Annotated in this window: 15 protein-coding genes and 1 riboswitch; of the genes, 8 read left to right on the top strand and 7 right to left on the bottom strand. The window is 38.3% G+C overall.

Annotated features, from left to right (window positions below; genetic code table 11):
- The first annotated feature begins 22 nt into the window (after positions 1-22).
- The 5 genes from trpS (at position 23) to thiD (ending at position 4,929) form a co-directional block, all read left to right on the top strand.
- Positions 23-1,018 carry a tryptophan--tRNA ligase gene (gene trpS / locus ACYH9I_RS05790; protein WP_483559581.1) on the top strand — a complete coding sequence of 332 codons (996 nt, stop codon included), beginning with the start codon at positions 23-25 and terminating at the stop codon, positions 1,016-1,018.
- A gap of 108 nt (positions 1,019-1,126) precedes the next feature.
- Positions 1,127-2,488: a Trk system potassium transporter TrkA gene (gene trkA, locus ACYH9I_RS05795; RefSeq protein WP_483559583.1), complete on the top strand. Its 1,362-nt coding sequence runs from the start codon at positions 1,127-1,129 to the stop codon at positions 2,486-2,488.
- A gap of 39 nt (positions 2,489-2,527) precedes the next feature.
- Positions 2,528-2,629, top strand: a riboswitch (TPP riboswitch).
- A 54-nt stretch (positions 2,630-2,683) separates the two neighbouring features.
- Positions 2,684-3,472 carry a hydroxyethylthiazole kinase gene (thiM, locus tag ACYH9I_RS05800; RefSeq protein ID WP_483559584.1) on the top strand — a complete coding sequence of 263 codons (789 nt, stop codon included), beginning with the start codon at positions 2,684-2,686 and terminating at the stop codon, positions 3,470-3,472.
- A gap of 9 nt (positions 3,473-3,481) precedes the next feature.
- Entirely contained in the window at positions 3,482-4,123 is a 642-nt protein-coding gene (gene thiE, locus ACYH9I_RS05805; RefSeq protein WP_483559586.1) for a thiamine phosphate synthase, read from the top strand.
- Positions 4,124-4,134: 11 nt separating this feature from the next.
- Positions 4,135-4,929, top strand: a complete 795-nt coding sequence (gene thiD, locus ACYH9I_RS05810; RefSeq protein WP_483559588.1) for a bifunctional hydroxymethylpyrimidine kinase/phosphomethylpyrimidine kinase — start codon at positions 4,135-4,137, stop codon at positions 4,927-4,929.
- 72 nt (positions 4,930-5,001) lie between these two features.
- On the opposite strand, the gene ACYH9I_RS05815 is transcribed toward thiD, so the two are convergent.
- Both ACYH9I_RS05815 and ACYH9I_RS05820 read right to left on the bottom strand, forming a co-directional pair.
- Positions 5,002-5,460, bottom strand: coding sequence for an STY0301 family protein (locus tag ACYH9I_RS05815; protein ID WP_483559589.1), 459 nt, complete (start codon positions 5,458-5,460; stop codon positions 5,002-5,004).
- Between the two features lie 178 nt (positions 5,461-5,638).
- On the bottom strand, positions 5,639-5,842 hold the full coding sequence (locus ACYH9I_RS05820) for a heavy-metal-associated domain-containing protein (protein WP_483559590.1): 204 nt from the start codon (positions 5,840-5,842) through the stop codon (positions 5,639-5,641).
- A 125-nt stretch (positions 5,843-5,967) separates the two neighbouring features.
- On the opposite strand from ACYH9I_RS05820, the gene ACYH9I_RS05825 reads away from it, so the two are divergent.
- Positions 5,968-6,912, top strand: a complete 945-nt coding sequence (locus ACYH9I_RS05825; protein ID WP_483559592.1) for a hypothetical protein — start codon at positions 5,968-5,970, stop codon at positions 6,910-6,912.
- An 894-nt stretch (positions 6,913-7,806) separates the two neighbouring features.
- Here the strand turns inward: ACYH9I_RS05825 and ACYH9I_RS05830 are convergent.
- Together ACYH9I_RS05830 and ACYH9I_RS05835 are read right to left on the bottom strand one after the other, a co-directional pair.
- A complete protein-coding gene (locus tag ACYH9I_RS05830; protein ID WP_483559594.1) occupies positions 7,807-9,342 on the bottom strand; it encodes a hypothetical protein in 1,536 nt (511 codons plus the stop codon).
- An 822-nt stretch (positions 9,343-10,164) separates the two neighbouring features.
- The gene (locus tag ACYH9I_RS05835) at positions 10,165-11,751 is read right to left on the bottom strand and encodes a hypothetical protein (RefSeq protein WP_483559595.1); all 1,587 of its coding nucleotides are present in this window, start codon (positions 11,749-11,751) and stop codon (positions 10,165-10,167) included.
- A 532-nt stretch (positions 11,752-12,283) separates the two neighbouring features.
- On the opposite strand from ACYH9I_RS05835, the gene ACYH9I_RS05840 reads away from it, so the two are divergent.
- Positions 12,284-13,315 (top strand): AI-2E family transporter, encoded by a 1,032-nt coding sequence (locus tag ACYH9I_RS05840; protein WP_483559597.1) that lies wholly within the window; start codon positions 12,284-12,286, stop codon positions 13,313-13,315.
- 373 nt (positions 13,316-13,688) lie between these two features.
- On the opposite strand, the gene mnmE is transcribed toward ACYH9I_RS05840, so the two are convergent.
- The 3 genes from mnmE to ACYH9I_RS05855 all read right to left on the bottom strand — a co-directional run bounded on the left by mnmE (position 13,689) and on the right by ACYH9I_RS05855 (position 16,367).
- The gene (gene mnmE, locus ACYH9I_RS05845) at positions 13,689-15,050 is read right to left on the bottom strand and encodes a tRNA uridine-5-carboxymethylaminomethyl(34) synthesis GTPase MnmE (RefSeq protein WP_483559599.1); all 1,362 of its coding nucleotides are present in this window, start codon (positions 15,048-15,050) and stop codon (positions 13,689-13,691) included.
- A gap of 144 nt (positions 15,051-15,194) precedes the next feature.
- Positions 15,195-15,794 carry a YdcF family protein gene (locus ACYH9I_RS05850; RefSeq protein ID WP_483559601.1) on the bottom strand — a complete coding sequence of 200 codons (600 nt, stop codon included), beginning with the start codon at positions 15,792-15,794 and terminating at the stop codon, positions 15,195-15,197.
- Positions 15,795-16,367: a DNA-3-methyladenine glycosylase I gene (locus ACYH9I_RS05855; RefSeq protein WP_483559603.1), complete on the bottom strand. Its 573-nt coding sequence runs from the start codon at positions 16,365-16,367 to the stop codon at positions 15,795-15,797.
- Positions 16,368-16,604: 237 nt separating this feature from the next.
- Between ACYH9I_RS05855 and ACYH9I_RS05860 the strand changes: the two genes are divergently transcribed.
- The gene (locus ACYH9I_RS05860) at positions 16,605-17,966 is read left to right on the top strand and encodes an MFS transporter (protein WP_483559605.1); all 1,362 of its coding nucleotides are present in this window, start codon (positions 16,605-16,607) and stop codon (positions 17,964-17,966) included.
- Positions 17,967-17,999 lie beyond the last annotated feature (33 nt).

Here is a 17,999-nt window from a genome sequence, read left to right on the forward strand (position 1 = left end):
TAGCATAAATTAGGAACAAATTATGAGTAAACCGATTGTATTTAGTGGCGCTCAGCCTTCAGGAGAATTAACACTTGGCAACTATTTAGGTGCGTTAAAAAATTGGGTGGCTCTGCAAGGTGAATATGATTGCGTTTATTGTATCGTCAATCAACATGCGATCACTGTACGCCAAGATCCCAACAAATTACGCAAAGCCACGTTAGATACACTAGCGCTTTATTTAGCTTGTGGTATTGATCCCCAAAAGAGCACTATTTTTGTACAATCACACGTCCCAGCACATGCCGAATTAGGCTGGGCATTAAATTGTTACACCTATTTTGGCGAACTCAGTCGTATGACTCAATTTAAAGATAAATCGTCTCGTCATTCTGAAAACATCAATGCCGGTTTATTTGATTACCCAGTGCTGATGGCTGCCGATATTTTGCTTTATCAAGCCAACTTAGTACCTGTGGGCGACGATCAAAAACAACATCTTGAATTATCGCGTGATATTGCTATGCGCTTTAATGCACTTTATGGCGATATATTTACTGTTCCTGAACCATTTATTGCCAAAGTGGGCGCCCGCGTTATGTCACTACAAGAGCCGACTAAAAAAATGTCAAAATCAGACGAGAATCGCAATAACGTCATCGGCTTACTTGAAAACCCTAAAGAGATCGAAAAGAAAATCAAACGAGCAATGACCGATTCTGACGAACCACCAGTGGTACGTTACGACATAAAAAATAAAGCTGGTGTTTCAAACCTGCTTGATATTTTGACAGGTGTCACAGGTAAACCAATTGCCGAACTTGAAAAAGAGTTTGAAGGTAAAATGTATGGTCATTTAAAAACCGAAGTAGCAACTCAAGTGATTGATATGTTAACCACCTTGCAAACCAAATATCATGAATATCGTGATGACGAAAGTTACTTATTTTCAATCATGCAAGAAGGTGCCGAAAAAGCACGCTCAAAGGCCGAACCAACATTGAAAAAGGTCTATGATGCAATCGGTTTTGTATAGTTACCAAATCAATAGCGGATTATTACTAAAAATAAAACAGTATGCAATGGCTTTAATAAATTAAGTAAATTGGCAATAATTAAAGCCATGTAAATATACGGGTTAGTTATGAAAATTATTATTCTCGGTGCAGGACAAACAGGTAGTGCGCTTGCTGAATATCTCGTTACCGAAAAACAAAACGATGTCACAGTGGTTGATGAAAACCATGATAAATTGCAATCACTACAAGAACGTTTTGATTTACAAGTGATTTGTGGAAAATCATCTTATCCACAAGTCCTAAAAGACGCAGGCGCTGAATCAGCCGATATGCTTGTTGCCGTTACTAACTCTGACGAAATCAACATGATAGCCTGCCAGATTGGGCATGTGATGTTTCACATTCCACAAAAAGTAGCACGTATCAGAGAACCTGAATACAATGATGAAAATCACTCCTGCTTCAATAAAAATTGTATAAACATCGATCATATTATTGCCCCAGAAAACCTTATCACTAATCATATTAGTCAATTAGTACAATATCCAGGTTCACTACAATTTGCCTCTTTTTATGACAATCGCGTCTGTTTGGTGGCAGTTACTGCCTATTATGGTGGTGCTTTAGTTGGTAGTGAACTTTCTGGGCTTAAAGAGCATTTACCCCATGTTGAAGCACGAGTTGTCGCAATTTATCGCAAAAATCGCTTTATACGTCCACTAGCATCAACCCTAATTGAAGCCGGTGATATGGTTTATTTCATTACCCCACCAGTTAATATCAAAGCGGTGACTAGTGAGTTACAACGCCTAGAAAAGCCCTATAAACGAATCATCATTAGTGGTGGTGGTGGCGTGGCTGTCACTTTAGCAAAGCGTTTAGAAAACGACTATCAAGTCAAATTAATCGAACGCAATGCCGAACGTGCCGAATTAATTGCTGAACAACTTACTAATACCACAGTTCTGCACGGTGAATCATCGGATCAGGAATTGCTCTCACAAGAACAAGTTGAACTTACTGATCTGTTTATTGCTGTCACCAGTGATGATGAGTCCAATATCATGTCATCCATGCTAGCCAAAAGGATGGGGGCTAAAAAAGTAATTGTATTGATTCAACGCCAAGCCTACCTTGAACTGATTAATGATAGTGTGATTGATATTGCAATTTCACCACAACATGCCACAATTTCAGAGCTACTAAGCCATGTAAGACAAACAGGCGTTGTTAAAGTCGTTTCATTAAGACAAGGTGAATCCGAGATTGTCGAAATTGTTGCCAATGGTAATAGTGAAACATCGAGACTCGTCGGCAAAAACATTAACAGCTTAAAAATACCTTCAGGTGTAACCATTGGGGCTGTAGTCCGTGGTGAGGATGTCATTATTGTCAATACCGATCTAACTATTGAAGAAAACGATCACCTTATCATCTTCTTACCAGATAGAAAGGCAATTACGGACATTGAAAAATTATTACAATAACTTGTTAAAAATAGATAGTCAGTTCATAATAAACAAATAAATTTTGACTCGGGGTGTTTTTTGTTTCAACAAAAAACTGAGATTTTACCCGTTGAACCTGATCTGGATTATGCCAGCGTAGGGAAGTCTAAGCCATCAAGTCACAAAATTGGCAAATTCTTCCCAACATGCAAAGATAATAAGGAAGAAATAAATATGCCAGCAGTCAAATTATTTCCAACCAACCAAGCAACCGCTTTTATCCACCACGTTAAACAACAACGCCCACTAGTGCATTGCATAACTAATGATGTAGTCCAAAATTTTACCGCTAATATACTACTTGCTATTGGCGCATCACCGGCAATGGTTATTGCAGAGCAAGAAGTTGCTGAATTTGTTACCATTGCCGATAGTTTACTGATTAATATTGGCACCATTCACAGCAGCATAGCCACAAGTATGTTATTAGCAGCAGCTAAAGCTCAGCAAACACAAACCCCATGGGTACTCGATCCTGTCGCTGTAGGACCTGCGCTTAATTATCGTACTGAATTTGCATATCAATTATTGTCGTTAAAACCAACGGTAATTCGTGGTAATGCCTCAGAAATATTAGCGCTAAACGGTCAAAACTCATTGGCAAAAGGACCTGACGGTCAAGACTCACCCCAATCAGCTTTAAACGCCGCCAAAGAGCTTGCGCAAAAATATCAAACAATCGTTGCAATGACAGGTGATATCGACTATGTCACTAACGGTAACAACGTATATAGCATAACTGGGGGCGATATTGCTTTAACTAAAGTGACGGGAACAGGATGTTCATTATCCGCCATGGTAGCAGCTTTTATAGCCAATTCACCTGACATTTTATCTGCTACCGCCTCAGCATGTTTTATGATGAAAAAAGCCTCAGAACTTGCTAATAAACAGCAAGGATTAGGCACCTTTGCAGTATCTCTATTAGATCAACTCTCACTATTTAATCCATCACTTGAATAAGGATAGAAGATGAAAAAACAATTGGATTTAACCCTTTATTTAGTGCTCGATCCACTACTCTGTGGTGGTATTAGTGGTATGGTCAATACAACAAAAATTGCTGTCAAAAACGGCGTAACCGCTATACAGTTAAGATCAGAAAAAGAACTGGCAGGTAAAGATTGGTATCAAGCAGCATTAGCATTGAAAGAAACGCTAAGTGATACACCTGTCCCACTATTTATAAATGATCATGTGGATATTGCTTTAGCAGTTAATGCCGATGGCGTACATATTGGACAAAGTGATTTACCTGCCGATGTCACTCGCCAACTCATCGGCAAAGATAAATGGTTAGGGCTTTCGATATCTAATCGCCAACAACTTGATACCACTCCTTGGCAACTAATTGATTATCTTGGTATTGGCCCTATCTTTCCAACAACAACAAAAAAAGATGCAACGGCAGCACTGGGAACCGAACAGTTAACCAAATTAGTAGAACTAAAGCAGCGCCCTGCTGTTGCCATTGGTGGCATTGATGAAAATAATGTAACTAATGTTATCCAAACAGGCATTGACGGTGTTGCGGTGGTTTCGGCTATTTGTGGCAAAAAAGATATTCAACAAGCAACGTTATCGCTTATTAACAAAATCAAGCAAGCTAAATAGGAAATAGTATCATGACAACAATTGCATTAACCATTGCAGGATCTGATCCTAGCGGTGGCGCAGGTATTCAAGCCGATCTAAAAACCTTTTCTGCACTCGGCGCCTATGGCATGTCGGTCATCACGGCTCTAACGGCACAAAGCACACAAGGGGTTGATGCGGTATTAGCGATCTCGCCCGAATTTATTGAAGCCCAATTTAATACGCTTTATCAAGATATTCAAATTGATAGCGTAAAAATGGGAATGCTCATGAATAAAGAGATTGTCACAACCGTCCACCACCTGCTAAAAACCAATCCAATCCCGATCATCGTCTTAGACACCGTCATGGTCGCCAAAGGGGGACATTCGCTACTAAAACCTGACGCCATCACAGCCATTCGCGAACTTTTACTCCCCCTAGCAACCATCATCACTCCCAATCTACCAGAAGCCGCCGCACTACTTGATTGTGACGAAGCAAAAAACGAAGATGATATGCAAAAGCAAGGGCATGAATTACTCAAGTTAGGCTGTAAAGCGGTATTAATGAAAGGAGGACATTTGCCCAGCAATGAAAGCCCTGATTATTTAATCACTCAAAATAACACAGTTAAAATAACCGCCCCACGCATTCAAACAAAAAACACCCACGGTACAGGCTGCACATTATCCGCAGCGATTGCCGCATTATTACCTAAAAACAGCTTACCAGACACGATAGCCCAAGCCAAAAATTATCTACACGGCGCAATTAGTCATGCTAACGATTTAAATATAGGGAAAGGAATTGGACCAACACACCATTTTTACCGTTGGTGGTAATCGCACAATAAACAAACTAAATGGGATTTAAGTTGTCAACTATTGTATATAACAACCAATCCCATACGTTAACTAATGCAGATTCTTTGCTTCACTTGTGCTACAGGTAAGTGTCCCTTTTTTTCCTTGTTCATTTTTAGAATAGTCAGCCCAACAACTTTTCATTGATAAATCAATTTTTTTTATTAACTCAATTCTTCTTACATTATAAGAGCAAACAACATAATAAGGTTCAGCGTCCGTATAGTGATTAACTTCCCATATTAACTCATGTTTCTTACCATCAACCGTTCCTTTTGCTGGTTTTAAAGCCCCCATTCTAGAAGGATTATCGTAATAAACAATCATGCTGCTAAACGATACAGTCAAACTATTTATATCGTCAGAAACCTCCCACCCATCAGGCATGTTTTCAACTTCTTCTTTAACCTTGATATTTTGTGGGCACTCAATCTGATAAGCATTAACAAAAAACACCGCACAAAACCAAGCCATAATAGCCACAGTAACACTCAATATTTTACCTTTCATAGTTATATCCTTCTAACAATAGCTTATTAATAAACAGATAAAAGCATTCTAGCATTCCCCAAAATATGCCGATACCTTCATCAAAGTTTTGTTATTTCTGTTTTGAAGTGAAATTTCAACAAGGTAGCATCAACAAAGATGCCCCAAAAGAACCTAGTGCCATTAAATATAGAGGTAGTCAGTACGCAATCCCAACAAACTCATAACCAGCCTCATTAACAGCAGTGATGGCAGATTCTTGCGAAATAGAACTATTTTCAATATCGACCTCGCGTTTAGTTAAATCAACAGTCACCTTTGCCTTTGGATCGATATCATTGATCGCTTTTGTAATTGCTTTAACACAATGTTGACAACTCATATTATTGACGATTAATTTCATAAATTCTCGCTAATTTTACTGGTTATAGTCTTAATAAAAATTTACATAAAAAAAACTAAAATTACTACAATTTTATCCATAATATGATAGCATCATATTTCAATCAACACTTATAACAAATTATTATGATGAAGAAAATAACATATTGTTTATTATTAACTTTAAGCTTAACTCTTGTGGGTTGTTTTGGGGCTAGCCAATCTAGTATCCAACGTTGGATTGACAATCCTACTGCTAACGAAATAAAAGTCACTATTGACGGTAAAGAATTAACGATTCCAGCCAAATCAGGTGTTAATTATACATTTGAATATGGCAAACATACCTTATCGTATAATAATGACGACTTCAATTTTGTCGTAAAACCGGCTCAATTTGGCGAATTAGGTCTTATTAACCCAACACAAAGTAACTATTACTTATACACAGTCATCTATTCAACCTCTGAGATGAATGATGAACAATACGAAAAGATCTTAAGAGAAAACAGAGAAATAAATAACATCCCAGCCATTATTGATGGTAAAGAGCAAGAAATAGAGATGCCAGCAAAATTAATCAATGATGTATTTATTGAATACAGCCAATATCATTGGGATTATTCTTATGATCAGCCTTTCCCAAAAGAAATAACTCAAGACCTAAGATTAAAGAAAAACCAATCTTATCAACAACGTTTTAGAAAATTATATCGTGAAAGCGACTTTATTGAATTCTTAAAAGAAGATGAACAAGAAGACATTAGCTTCCCTTACAACCCTAAAAAGTTCAGCGAGATAAGCCAATATGTTATTCCTAAGATTGACTTAAATAACATAAAATGCGAAGCCGGTCGCCAATATATGGAAGGTCTGTTAAATGATTGGAATCATCTTATGACATTAAAAGGTAGTGATTTTACAAAACCATACGACAATTTGGCATCAAATGATGCAATGGCTAAAAGCTATGGTGCAGAAGACAAATGTACAGAAGAAAACGATCCTGAGAAAACTTATAGAAAAGAATTGAGGCAATTTGTTGATGCTCTCAGAAATACTCGTGATGTGAACTTTTATGTAATTAAATAGTATTGGTGGTATTATTTTACTGGAAAGAGGCTGCTTTGCAGCCTTTTTTTTGTTTTGGGTAAAGATTGTTAAATTAAAAATCTAATAAAATCAATATCTTTTCTGAACAATTTTTTGGTGATTAAATGAATGTTATTAAAACGCTCTATTCGTGATTTTGTTGATTTGTTGTATGCCAACCTTTACTTAGGTTGTGTAAGTGATTGATTTAGCTTAAAAACAGCAAAATAAAAAACTTCAATAAAATCAATACCTTTCCTGACCACTTTTTAGATGTAATTACATTGCTTTTTAACAAAAAAATTCACCCAAAACACCTAAGATTATGTTATTTGTCTTATTCCGGCGTCAGAATGTGCCGACAACAGAGCGAGGTTAGCACGCCAAACAAGGATGTTTGGCGAGTTTGTGCTGCGTCTGACAAATTTGTCTGGAACAAATTTGAACATCTGAGCATAGCGAAGATGGCCTTGAAGAGGCGAGTATCAGGATGATACCAGTAATACCACAAACGGTGCGTTAAGACCGAGCGCCGGCGTCGGGCAGCCGCAGGCCACATTCTGTAGCCAAAGCGTGGGATTGCAAAGGGAATTCGCTTTAATTCCCTTTGCTCGGACGTGGTCACTGTAGCTATTTTGTTCACTAAAGGTCAAAACGTCCGAAACCTTGCCTTACTATAAATAGACTACAAATTTAAACCACCACAGCATAATCACTAGGATTGCCAGCCGCGCTTTTAGCGTTGGCGGTGGAGGGAGCTGCGATTGTGGCTTCGCTCCAACAGCGCAACCCTAAGGGAAAATGCCCCAACTTACGCGGGGACGTTATTCTTTGTTAGATTGTCCTCTATCTGCACCATAACCGCCCCCGTGGCCCAGGATTAAGAAACAAAAGCTAAGGTGCGGTGCAAATACCATAGCCGCTGCGCCTTATGTTTATCATGTTGCTATCGTCTTTACCGATGATGCCGGTGCTCGAGTCGACAGTTGAGTAACCGTCCGCAAAGTAGAATGAGCCGACGAAGCCCGCATCAGAGTAACCTTTCATGTAGCCCCACTCCGTGAAAAGCCCTGCTCCTATGTAGCGCTTGTACCGGCTGACACCACGTACCGAATTGCTTAAATCCCTTGCCTTTGGCATGCTATACCCCAACCGCTTACACCATGTTTTATGAGTTGAAGATTTTTTGAATTCACTACCCCGATTGACAAACCACTGCCTCAACACAAATCCATAGCTCACCTTATTACCACGACTATCCCTTCCCACCAATTCAAATGTCTGCGGCAAAGATGGCTTTATAAGCGGACTAGGATCAGCTGACTGCATTTGAGTGCTATCTGCACTAGGACCTCTTAATGTTATCCGTGTTACATAACTGGATTTATCTATAATCCATTCATCAGCTTGTATGGTCTTTCCTCTTGGGGATGTGAATGTACCAGAACGTGGCCTTGTCCAACTCACTGTTGCCGTTATATCACCACTCGTGATAACTGACCAACTCAACTGACTTGCATCAACTCCATCTATGAGCAAATCAAAATACAACCCATCAGCGCCCGTTGTAGGAAAATTTCGGTCGTAAGATGATGAACTCGTTGACTGAACTAAAAAGCCCTTAGTAGGATTCCATATATTAGATGGACCTGCGTAGTCGTCTGTACCAAATTTTAGATTCGGCCTGACTGAACAAATAACTGGCTGCGGTGAGTTCGGATTAATATAATAATCTACCGTCGCGCCACTGAAATTACTACTCCTTGGCACCCCATACTGTGTTGTTAAAGTTCCACCAGAACTTTCTAACCTTACCCTATAAGGCGCACTACATATACTTAATCCATCACTACGACTAACGGCGCTACCATCTTTATCCGTAAATGATACCGATATACTTCCCAATGCTGTAACGCCATTTACACCCTGTCCATCTCCATCATCGTCACCCCAATAATGATATGTATTTACTAAATCATTTAAACTCACTGAATTAGCTGATGATGGGATTAACATACCTATATCACCTAAGCGATTCCCTGCATTAGGTAACCTTATCGGATTTGCTACACTTGATGTATTAGTTGATGGTGTAACAGTTGTACCATCAGACAATGTGATAAACAATAAACTATCTGTATCTACTGTCTTTGTACGACCTCCATCAAACGTTAAATACGGCGCATTACCCTCAATTACCTTTGATGTATACGCTGCTAATGCCTGCGAATCTTGCGAATACGACAATAACAACAACGACACAAAAAGCAACGCGAATTTAGGTAATTTAGACAACCTAGAGAACTTCAAAAATTTTGATGATAAAAATAAGAAATGAGTCTGATTTCGACTACACTGAAAATGAAAAAAATTTAGGGCGTAGGTTTGACAGACCAGACCAGACCAGACCAGACCAACTATGATACTCATAATAACACATTTCGATCACCATGTCAATTAACTTAATGTTTTTATTTAATTTTTAAAAACCATTTACTCAATTAACGAGCATTTATTTGCTTAAAAGGGGCTTGAATCGTAACCTGTTGATTAGTAATACGCTACTTTTTTTGTTGAAATTTTGTAAAGTTTTATTAAATAGGTAAGATTGAGCTTTTGTTGTCTTGTTTTGGAAAATGGCTTTGGGTGGTGTTTTTTTGCTAATACAAAAAGTAAAATTTCAATAAAATAAATATATTACATAGATACTTTTTGGATGTAATTGCATTGTTTTTTACACAAAAACTACCTAAAGCTATGTTGTTTGTCTTATTCCGGCATCAGAATGTGCCGACAACAGAGCGAGGTTAGCACGCCAAACAGGGATGTTTGGCGAGGCTATTCTCCGTCTGGAACGGATAATAGCCGGTGCGTTAAGACCGAGCGCCGGCGTCGGGTAGCCGTAGGCCACATTCTGTAGCCAAGCGTAGGATTGCAAAGGGAATTCGCTTTAATTCCCTTTGCTCGGACGTGGTCACGATAGCTATTTTGTCCACCCAAGGTCAAAACGTCCGAAACCTTGCTGTACTATAAATAGACCACAAATTTAAACCGGCTACAGCGTAATCACTAGAATTGCCGGCCACGCTTTCAGCGTTGGCGGGGGCGGCGCGATGGTGGCTTCGCCGCAACAGCGCAACCCTAATGGAAAATGCCCCAACTTACGCAGGGGCTTTATTCTTTGTTAGATTATCCTCTCAGGCACCATATACCGCCCCCGCGGCCTAAGAATTAAGGAATAAGATATAAAAGCTAAGGTGCGATGCAAACAGCGTAATGGCGACGGCTGACACTGTAGCTGTCAACGTTGCCGTAGTACGAGTTGGCAGTGAACCGGTTGTCGCTTGTCCAATAGGCGCCGACGAAGCCCGTATCAGCGTAGCGGGACATGCAGCCCCACTCCGCGAAAAAACCAGCACCTATGTAACGCATGTAACGATTAACAGATGAACTAGGCGTGCCGCTATCTATACCATTTACACAAGGGAATGAAGAAGATATACCACACTTCGCGTTAGTTAAATCACTTACCCGTGCCAAACGATAACCCAAACTGCTACACCAAGATATTTGGTTAGACTGTGTATCCTGTTTATTAACCCGATTGACGAACCACTGCTTTAACACAAATCCATACTTCACCTCATTACCATTACTATCCCTACCCACCAACTCAAAGGTCTGTGGCAAAGATGGCAACGGAGTAAGCGGACTAGGATTACTTGAATTTATCTGAGTACTATTAGCCTTAGGACCGCTTAATGTTACCTTCGTCCCACTTGACGTCCAGTTGACTGTAGCTGTTATTCCACCACGAGTAACAGGAGACCACGTAAACCGACTTCCATCCACTCCTGCAGGCATCTCTAACTCAAAATACAACCCATCAGCACCCGTTGTAGGAAAATTTCGGTCGTAAGATGAATAATCATTTGACTGAGTTAAAAAACCATTATGAAAATCCCATATGTTAGCTGGACCGGCGGAATCGCCTGAGCCATAAGAAGTAATCGGCCTTGCGTGACTCACAAAGTAACAAACAACAGAACTACTGTCATACGGATTGATATAATATGTCACCGTCTGACCGCTAAAATCAGTCCTATTAGGAACTCCGTACCGTGTTTGTAAATATCCCCCTGTACTTCTTAAGGTTACCTTATAAGGAGCCTTACATTTATCTAATGCATCACTACGACTTACTGTATTACCATTATTATCCGTAAATGATACCGATATATTCCCCGATGCGGTAACTCCATTTGTACCCTGACCATCACCATCATCATCACCCCAATAATTATACCTAGTGACCAAATCACTTATACTCACTGAACTAACCGATGATGGGACTATCATGTCTATATGACTTAGAGTATTCCCTACATAAGGTAATCTTATTGGATTTGATACACTTGATGTATTAGTAGACGGCGTGATAACTTGACCATCCTGCAATTTGATAGACAACAAACTATCCGTTGATGTGGCCCTTGTTTGGCCACCATCAAACGTTAAATACGGGGCACTATCCTCTATTGTCCTTGAAGTACACGCCGTTAATGCCTGTGAACATGCCACAGAACTCTGTGTATATGACAGCAACAATGCCACGAAGAACAATGAGAATCCAATTAATCTAAATAAGTTTGGTAATTTAGATAGAAAAGGTAAGCACCTTGACCTTGGCGATAACCCTGCCGGTAAAGTTGCCGATTTCGCTAAGCGAAATGACTTCGGTGATAAAAATAAGAACTGTATCTGATTTTGACTACAGCAAAACTGAAAAAGATTTAAGGCGCAGGTTTGGCAGGCCAGATACCATATCTGGTAACTCATTTCGATCACCCTGTCAATTAAAATTTTTTTATTTCGTTTTTTATAACCAGCTGCCCAACTAATGAGCATTCCATTGCTTTGTAAGCGATCAAATTATAACCTCTTGATTAATAATGCGCTACTTTTTTTGTTAAAAAATTGTAAAGTTTTGTCAAGGTTTGAGTTAACCTGCGTTGACGTGATTGTGTGGGAATGATTTTGAGTAGTGATTTTTGACTAAAAAAACACCGCATAAAAACTTCAATAAAATCAATACCTTTTCTGACCGATTTTTGGTTAGTTAGATGGCTGTTATTAGGATACGCTATTCTTGTTTTTACTAGTTTGTTAGTTGTTAGCATTTTACCTAGGTTGTGTAAGAGTTTTCTTTAACCTGTTAAAAATCCTTAACTAAATTATAAACAGTTCATGTTTAATTAGTAACAAAAAAGGACGAACAATGAACTATCTGCTATAATTCTGTCAATTTTTTACCGTTACCACGTATCGTGTTTTAATTAAATAAATTTTTTATTAAAGGAAAATTTTCTTTATGCCACTAAGTAATAATCAAAAATTAGGTCTATTTTGCCTTGTTTTGTTTTCTGTTTTTTTTATTATTTTAATGCAAGTTCATTTAATGCCGGCAGTGATAGCTGGCTTGTTAACCTATACGTTAACACAAAAATTAGATGATTTTTTATCACGAAAAATGGTACGTTTTAGTCATCAATCAAAATTAGTTTCGGTACTAGTACTCACGACACTGATTATGGGCATTTTTATCGGCGGCTTTTGGTATTTATTTGCTTGGTTTGTTGATATGGCCAAGCATCCAACCGAAACGTTAATAAATTTGAAATTAGTGGTCAATAATGTAATAAACAGTCTACCGCCAAGTATTACCCATTATTTACCTGATGATTTGGACGAAGTTAAATCAACTATAATGATTTACCTTAAAGATCATGTCTTTTATCTACAATCTATCATCAAAAAAGTATTTCATGATTTAATTATATTAATTGTGGGAATGATCATTGGATTAATTTTGGGTTACAAAGAAAATCAACGCAACACTGAGCATAATCAAATTACACAAAGAGCATTAACCAAATCCTTAAAAGCCAGCTTAAATCGGTTAGTTGTAGTATTTCAATATGTAGCGATGTCCCAAGTTGTGATCGCATTATTTAATACGATGATGACCGCTATTTTGCTATTTATTATTTTGCCTGTATTTGGCATTCATTTGCCATTTAGTAAAAGTTTAGTGTTAGCCACATTTGTTTTTGGTCTTATTCCAATTATTGGTAACTTGATTGTTAATGGATTAATCTTTTTTGTTGCATTTACCGTATCATTTACCGTCGCAATGGGGATTATTGTTTATTTAATCTTAATTCATAAAATGGAATATGTACTTAATGCAAAAATAGTCGGGACAAAAATTCATGCCGGTATCTGTGAATTGTTAATTGCGATGCTCTTTTTAGAGACCCTTTTTGGCATTATTGGTTTAATTTTTGCACCTATTTTTTATGCATTTATTAAATTATCATTAAAAGAGCTAAGAATTATTTAAATTTAATCATTAATTCATCAAGTTACCATTATCATAAGTTGTGCTATTAAGGAATCAATTGTTTATTATTGATCAATTAGCAAGCTAAATGTTGAACAATGGAATACAGCTATAGCACAACTTATAGCGCTGGTAATACGATGGGCTAGCTTGTTACTCCTTCTTCCACACTTTCCGCACCTTGGTAGGGGCTATAGCTTTTTTATCACTTTTATGATTACACCCTCTTTTACTTTTATGACAAAGTAGTTTTCAACTTTTGACCGTACTATTTTAAGCGAAGTAACAACGGTTGTTCCCCGCCCAAAAAACAACTAAAAAAATAAATTTAATAAAATCAATTACTTTTCTGAACGCTTTTTATAAAGTATGTTTACTTACCTATGCAAAACGAACTAAATATGCGACCTAACAAATCATCAGAAGTAAATTGCCCTGTGATTTCACTTAAGGCTTCTTGCGCTAGCCTCAGTTCTTCGGCAAGTAATTCGCCAGCATGGAATGTGATAAGTTGGTGCTTACCATTGTTTAAGTGCTGGGCAGCCTTTTCTAGTGCTTGTAGATGGCGACGTCGGGCCAAGAACCCACCTTCGATACTACTAGTAAAGCCCATGACCTGTTTTAGATGTTCACGTAGTAAGGAAACGCCTTCACCTGTTCGTGCCGAAAGTTGAATAAGTGAGTAGCCGTTTACTTCACTGTATCCTAGTGCTTCGCCAGTTAAATCAGCTTTATTGCGGATGACAGTGACAGGCATCTGTTTTGGTAAACGTTCAATAAATTCTGGCCATAGTTTTTCTGGATTGGTTTCATTGGTAGTGGTGCTGTCAACCATAAATAATACGCGATCAGCTTGTTCAATTTCTTGCCAAGCGCGTTCAATGCCAATTCTTTCCACTTCGTCACTCGCTTCGCGTAGTCCAGCTGTGTCGATAATATGTAGTGGCATGCCATCAATGTGGATATGTTCACGCAAGACGTCTCGAGTTGTGCCCGCGATATCGGTTACAATGGCTGCATCACGTCCTGCCAGTGCGTTAAGTAGGCTTGATTTACCGGCATTTGGGCGCCCAGCGATGACGACTTTCATGCCTTCGCGTAGTAGTGTGCCTTGCTTGGCTTCTTGCCTGACTTCGTTTAAGTGTGTAATAACTTCATTTAGCTGGGTCTCAATTTTGCCATCAGATAAAAAGTCGATTTCTTCTTCAGGAAAATCAATCGCTGCTTCGGTAAATATCCTTAAGTGAATCAATGATTCAACAAGCGCATGTATTTTTTTGGAAAATACGCCTTGTAGTGATGAGATTGCCGATTTTGCTGCTTGCTCAGAACTAGCATCAATTAAATCAGCAATCGCTTCGGCTTGAGCAAGATCTAATTTATCATTTAAAAATGCACGCTCCGAAAACTCCCCCGGACGAGCAATGCGGATATTGGGGATTTCAAGAATGCGTTTTAAAAGTAAGTCTAAAATAATCGGCCCACCGTGACCTTGTAATTCAAGGACATCTTCACCAGTAAATGAGTGAGGATTAGGGAAAAATAAGGCAATACCTTCATCTAGAGTAGTGCCATCCGATGCTAAAAACGGTAAATAATCGGCATAACGCGGTTTGGGCAATTTGCCCAATACAGCTTGGGCAACCGCTTGCGCTTTGGGGCCGGAAATACGTAAAATACCTACCCCTCCACGACCGGGTGGCGTTGCTTGCGCGACAATAGTATCAGATTTCATCTTTATTCATTTTTAAATTAAACAGCAATGTTGCCATGATACCATGGACAACAAGTAAAAACAGCTGTTGCTTATGGCGGTACTTTGATTAGCTGATTGAATTAAAAACAGTGTATCGATAAAAATCTGATCTCATCGCAACCATCATTCTTGTTTAAGTTGTTCTTTAGGATGATCAAATAGCCAAGAGTTTGCTAATGCTAATGGCTCTCTTATCATTGCAATATATTTATCAAAATTAGACCAATTCAACGGCGCAGAGAGACCTGATACTTGCTCGAATCCTGAACGTTTAGCCAACATGACTGAACGCAGTAAATGGAAATCATTAGTGACAACGACGGTTTTGCCTAAAGGTAAGATATCATTTGCATAAAGAAATTGTTGAGCGGTGCGAGTTGATTTGTCTTCTGTATAAACTCTTGATGATTCAATGCCTTTTTTGATTAAGTAATCAGCCATTACACTAGCTTCGGTTGCGGATTCGTCTTTACCTTGTCCACCACAGACTATGGCTTTTGTGTTGGGATTATTGTGTAGATAAGTCACCGCAACTTCTAAACGCGTTTGTAATGTCAGGGGTGCCTGCGCAGGTGTTCCCACTACTTGGGATCCTAAAATAACCATGGTGTCAGCGTTATCTTGTGGTGGTTGTTGGGTATAGATAAAAATAACCACATTGCAGACAATAAAATAACCGAGTATGGCAATAACGGCATACTTTATTAGTTGTATCATGTTCATTCACTTAAATTCCTTTTTAAAGCAATATTCAAAATGGTCATTGACTAACCCCATGGACTGCATAAAAGCATAACAAATCGTTGAACCGACAAAACTAAAACCTTTCTTTTTTAATGCTTTTGACATTTTGTCAGAGGTTTCTGTGCTAACAGGAAGTTCGCTTTTGTCTTTGTAGTAATGAGTAATTGGATTACCATCAACAAAAGACCAAATAAATTGTGAAAAATCTTCGTTATTTTTTTGCATTAATAAATACGCTTGGGCATTTTTGATTATGCTATTTAGCTTTAGTCGGTTACGTATTAGTCCTTTGTTTTCCATGAATAATTCAATGTCTTTTTCAGTCAATTGAACAATTTTTTCAGGATTAAAATCAAAAAAACAACGGCGATATTCTTGCCGTTTTTTTAGTACTGTGATCCAAGACAAACCCGCTTGTTGACCTTCTAAGCAAATTTTTTCAAATAACTTAAGGCTATCATATTGAGGAATGCCCCATTCGTTGTCATGATAAGCAATATACAGCGGATCGTTTGTCACCCAACCGCAACGCTTTACTTTTGGGTCTATCATTAAATCATCCTTTTGAATTAACCACCATGGTATGGTGATATCTTTTATCCAATAAAATATAAATATATTAAGATTATAAATCAAATATACAGTTTAATGTCATTCATTAAATTTTTTTATGATGAAAAAAAAGGCTTTTTTTTGTGGCAGAATGGAGGTGCTTTATAAGGTTAGGTCAAAAAAGACGAGTTTTCTTGATTTTTTATCTCAATTTAACAATAAGAATAAGGTTAGTTCATGAATCAGTCTGAAATCAATACACAGTGGCAACCCCCTGCGCGTCCATTAAATAGTAAGGACTTAAAAACGTTAGTTTTGTCTTCTTTAGGTGGTACGCTCGAGTTTTATGATTTTGTTATTTATGCACTTTATATAGATACCATCGTTAAACCACTATTTTTACCTCATACATTATCCCCTTTGACGTTAGATCTGTTTGCGTGGGGAATTTTTGCTGCTGGTTATTTAGTTCGTCCTGTGGGTGGTATTATTATGGCACATTTTGGCGATAAAGTCGGCCGTAAAAAGATGTTTACCCTAAGTGTCGCAATGATGGCGCTACCTACCTTCATCATTGGAGTTTTACCCACTTACGAAATGATTGGTATTTTTGCACCACTATTGCTTTTGATTATGCGCATGTTGCAAGGTGCAGCGATCGGTGGCGAAATGCCAGGTGCTTGGGTATTTATTGCAGAGCATGTGCCAAAACAACGTTATGGACTTGGTGTTGGCACATTAACATCAGGAATTACTGGCGGTATTTTACTTGGGTTTATTGTCACAATTATTATTGATCTTTGTTTTACGACACAAAATATTTTAGATTACGCATGGCGTATTCCGTTTATTATTGGCGGTATTTTTGGGGTTATTTCGGTTTATTTGCGCCGTTTTTTATCAGAAACACCTATTTTCAAGGAATTAGCCGCGCGCAAGGCAATTGAAAAAAATATCCCAGTTGTTACCGTACTACAAAAACACAAAACAGCCTGCGTGATTGTTGCATTGTTAACGTGGTCATTGTCTACCGCTATTATGGTGGGGATTTTAATTACCCCAGGTCGTATTGTTGGCGGTATATATCATTTTGCTAACCTTGATTGGCGGATCGGTGGTTGTATTGCCGCTTTAACCTTAACATTAGGTTGTATTATTTTTGGTTGGTTAGATGATAAGCTTGGTTCAACTAAAACCTCGATGATTTGTTGGGGAGGCCTTGCTGTTTCTAGTCTCTATTTTTATAGTTCATTATCGCCTGATATGTCGCTCACTAAGCTTTATTTAATTTGGGCTGTTTTTGGGCTTTTCATTGGTTCTATCGCCATGACACCAATTATTGGAACAAGAACGTTTCCACCAGCAATCCGCTATTCAGGTTTGTCGTTTTCTTATAATTTAGCTTATGCGCTATTTAGCGCTATTACACCAACGTTAACGATTTATCTATTAAGTCCTGAACATTTATTAGGAGAATATAGTTATCTAGGTGCCGGTATTTATATCTCTTTTGTGGCATTAATTGCAATAGCCGTTGGTTTTTATCCATTAGCGAAAAATGGCTGGCGTTGCGAACCTAGCAGTGTATCTAATCCATAAGACAATCAACAAAATAATCCATAAAAAAGCAGG

The organism is Gilliamella sp. X-23 (genome assembly GCF_057063545.1).

Excerpts from the sequence above, each read along its gene's own strand:
- trpS (WP_483559581.1), top strand. The coding sequence starts at position 23 with ATGAGTAAACCGATTGTATTTAGTGGCGCTCAGCCTTCAGGAGAATTA.
- trkA (WP_483559583.1), top strand. The coding sequence starts at position 1,127 with ATGAAAATTATTATTCTCGGTGCAGGACAAACAGGTAGTGCGCTTGCT.
- thiM (WP_483559584.1), top strand. The coding sequence starts at position 2,684 with ATGCCAGCAGTCAAATTATTTCCAACCAACCAAGCAACCGCTTTTATC.
- thiE (WP_483559586.1), top strand. The coding sequence starts at position 3,482 with ATGAAAAAACAATTGGATTTAACCCTTTATTTAGTGCTCGATCCACTA.
- thiD (WP_483559588.1), top strand. The coding sequence starts at position 4,135 with ATGACAACAATTGCATTAACCATTGCAGGATCTGATCCTAGCGGTGGC.
- ACYH9I_RS05815 (WP_483559589.1), bottom strand. The coding sequence starts at position 5,460 with ATGAAAGGTAAAATATTGAGTGTTACTGTGGCTATTATGGCTTGGTTT.
- ACYH9I_RS05820 (WP_483559590.1), bottom strand. The coding sequence starts at position 5,842 with ATGAAATTAATCGTCAATAATATGAGTTGTCAACATTGTGTTAAAGCA.
- ACYH9I_RS05825 (WP_483559592.1), top strand. The coding sequence starts at position 5,968 with ATGATGAAGAAAATAACATATTGTTTATTATTAACTTTAAGCTTAACT.
- ACYH9I_RS05830 (WP_483559594.1), bottom strand. The coding sequence starts at position 9,342 with ATGAGTATCATAGTTGGTCTGGTCTGGTCTGGTCTGGTCTGTCAAACC.
- ACYH9I_RS05835 (WP_483559595.1), bottom strand. The coding sequence starts at position 11,751 with ATGAGTTACCAGATATGGTATCTGGCCTGCCAAACCTGCGCCTTAAAT.
- ACYH9I_RS05840 (WP_483559597.1), top strand. The coding sequence starts at position 12,284 with ATGCCACTAAGTAATAATCAAAAATTAGGTCTATTTTGCCTTGTTTTG.
- mnmE (WP_483559599.1), bottom strand. The coding sequence starts at position 15,050 with ATGAAATCTGATACTATTGTCGCGCAAGCAACGCCACCCGGTCGTGGA.
- ACYH9I_RS05850 (WP_483559601.1), bottom strand. The coding sequence starts at position 15,794 with ATGAACATGATACAACTAATAAAGTATGCCGTTATTGCCATACTCGGT.
- ACYH9I_RS05855 (WP_483559603.1), bottom strand. The coding sequence starts at position 16,367 with ATGATAGACCCAAAAGTAAAGCGTTGCGGTTGGGTGACAAACGATCCG.
- ACYH9I_RS05860 (WP_483559605.1), top strand. The coding sequence starts at position 16,605 with ATGAATCAGTCTGAAATCAATACACAGTGGCAACCCCCTGCGCGTCCA.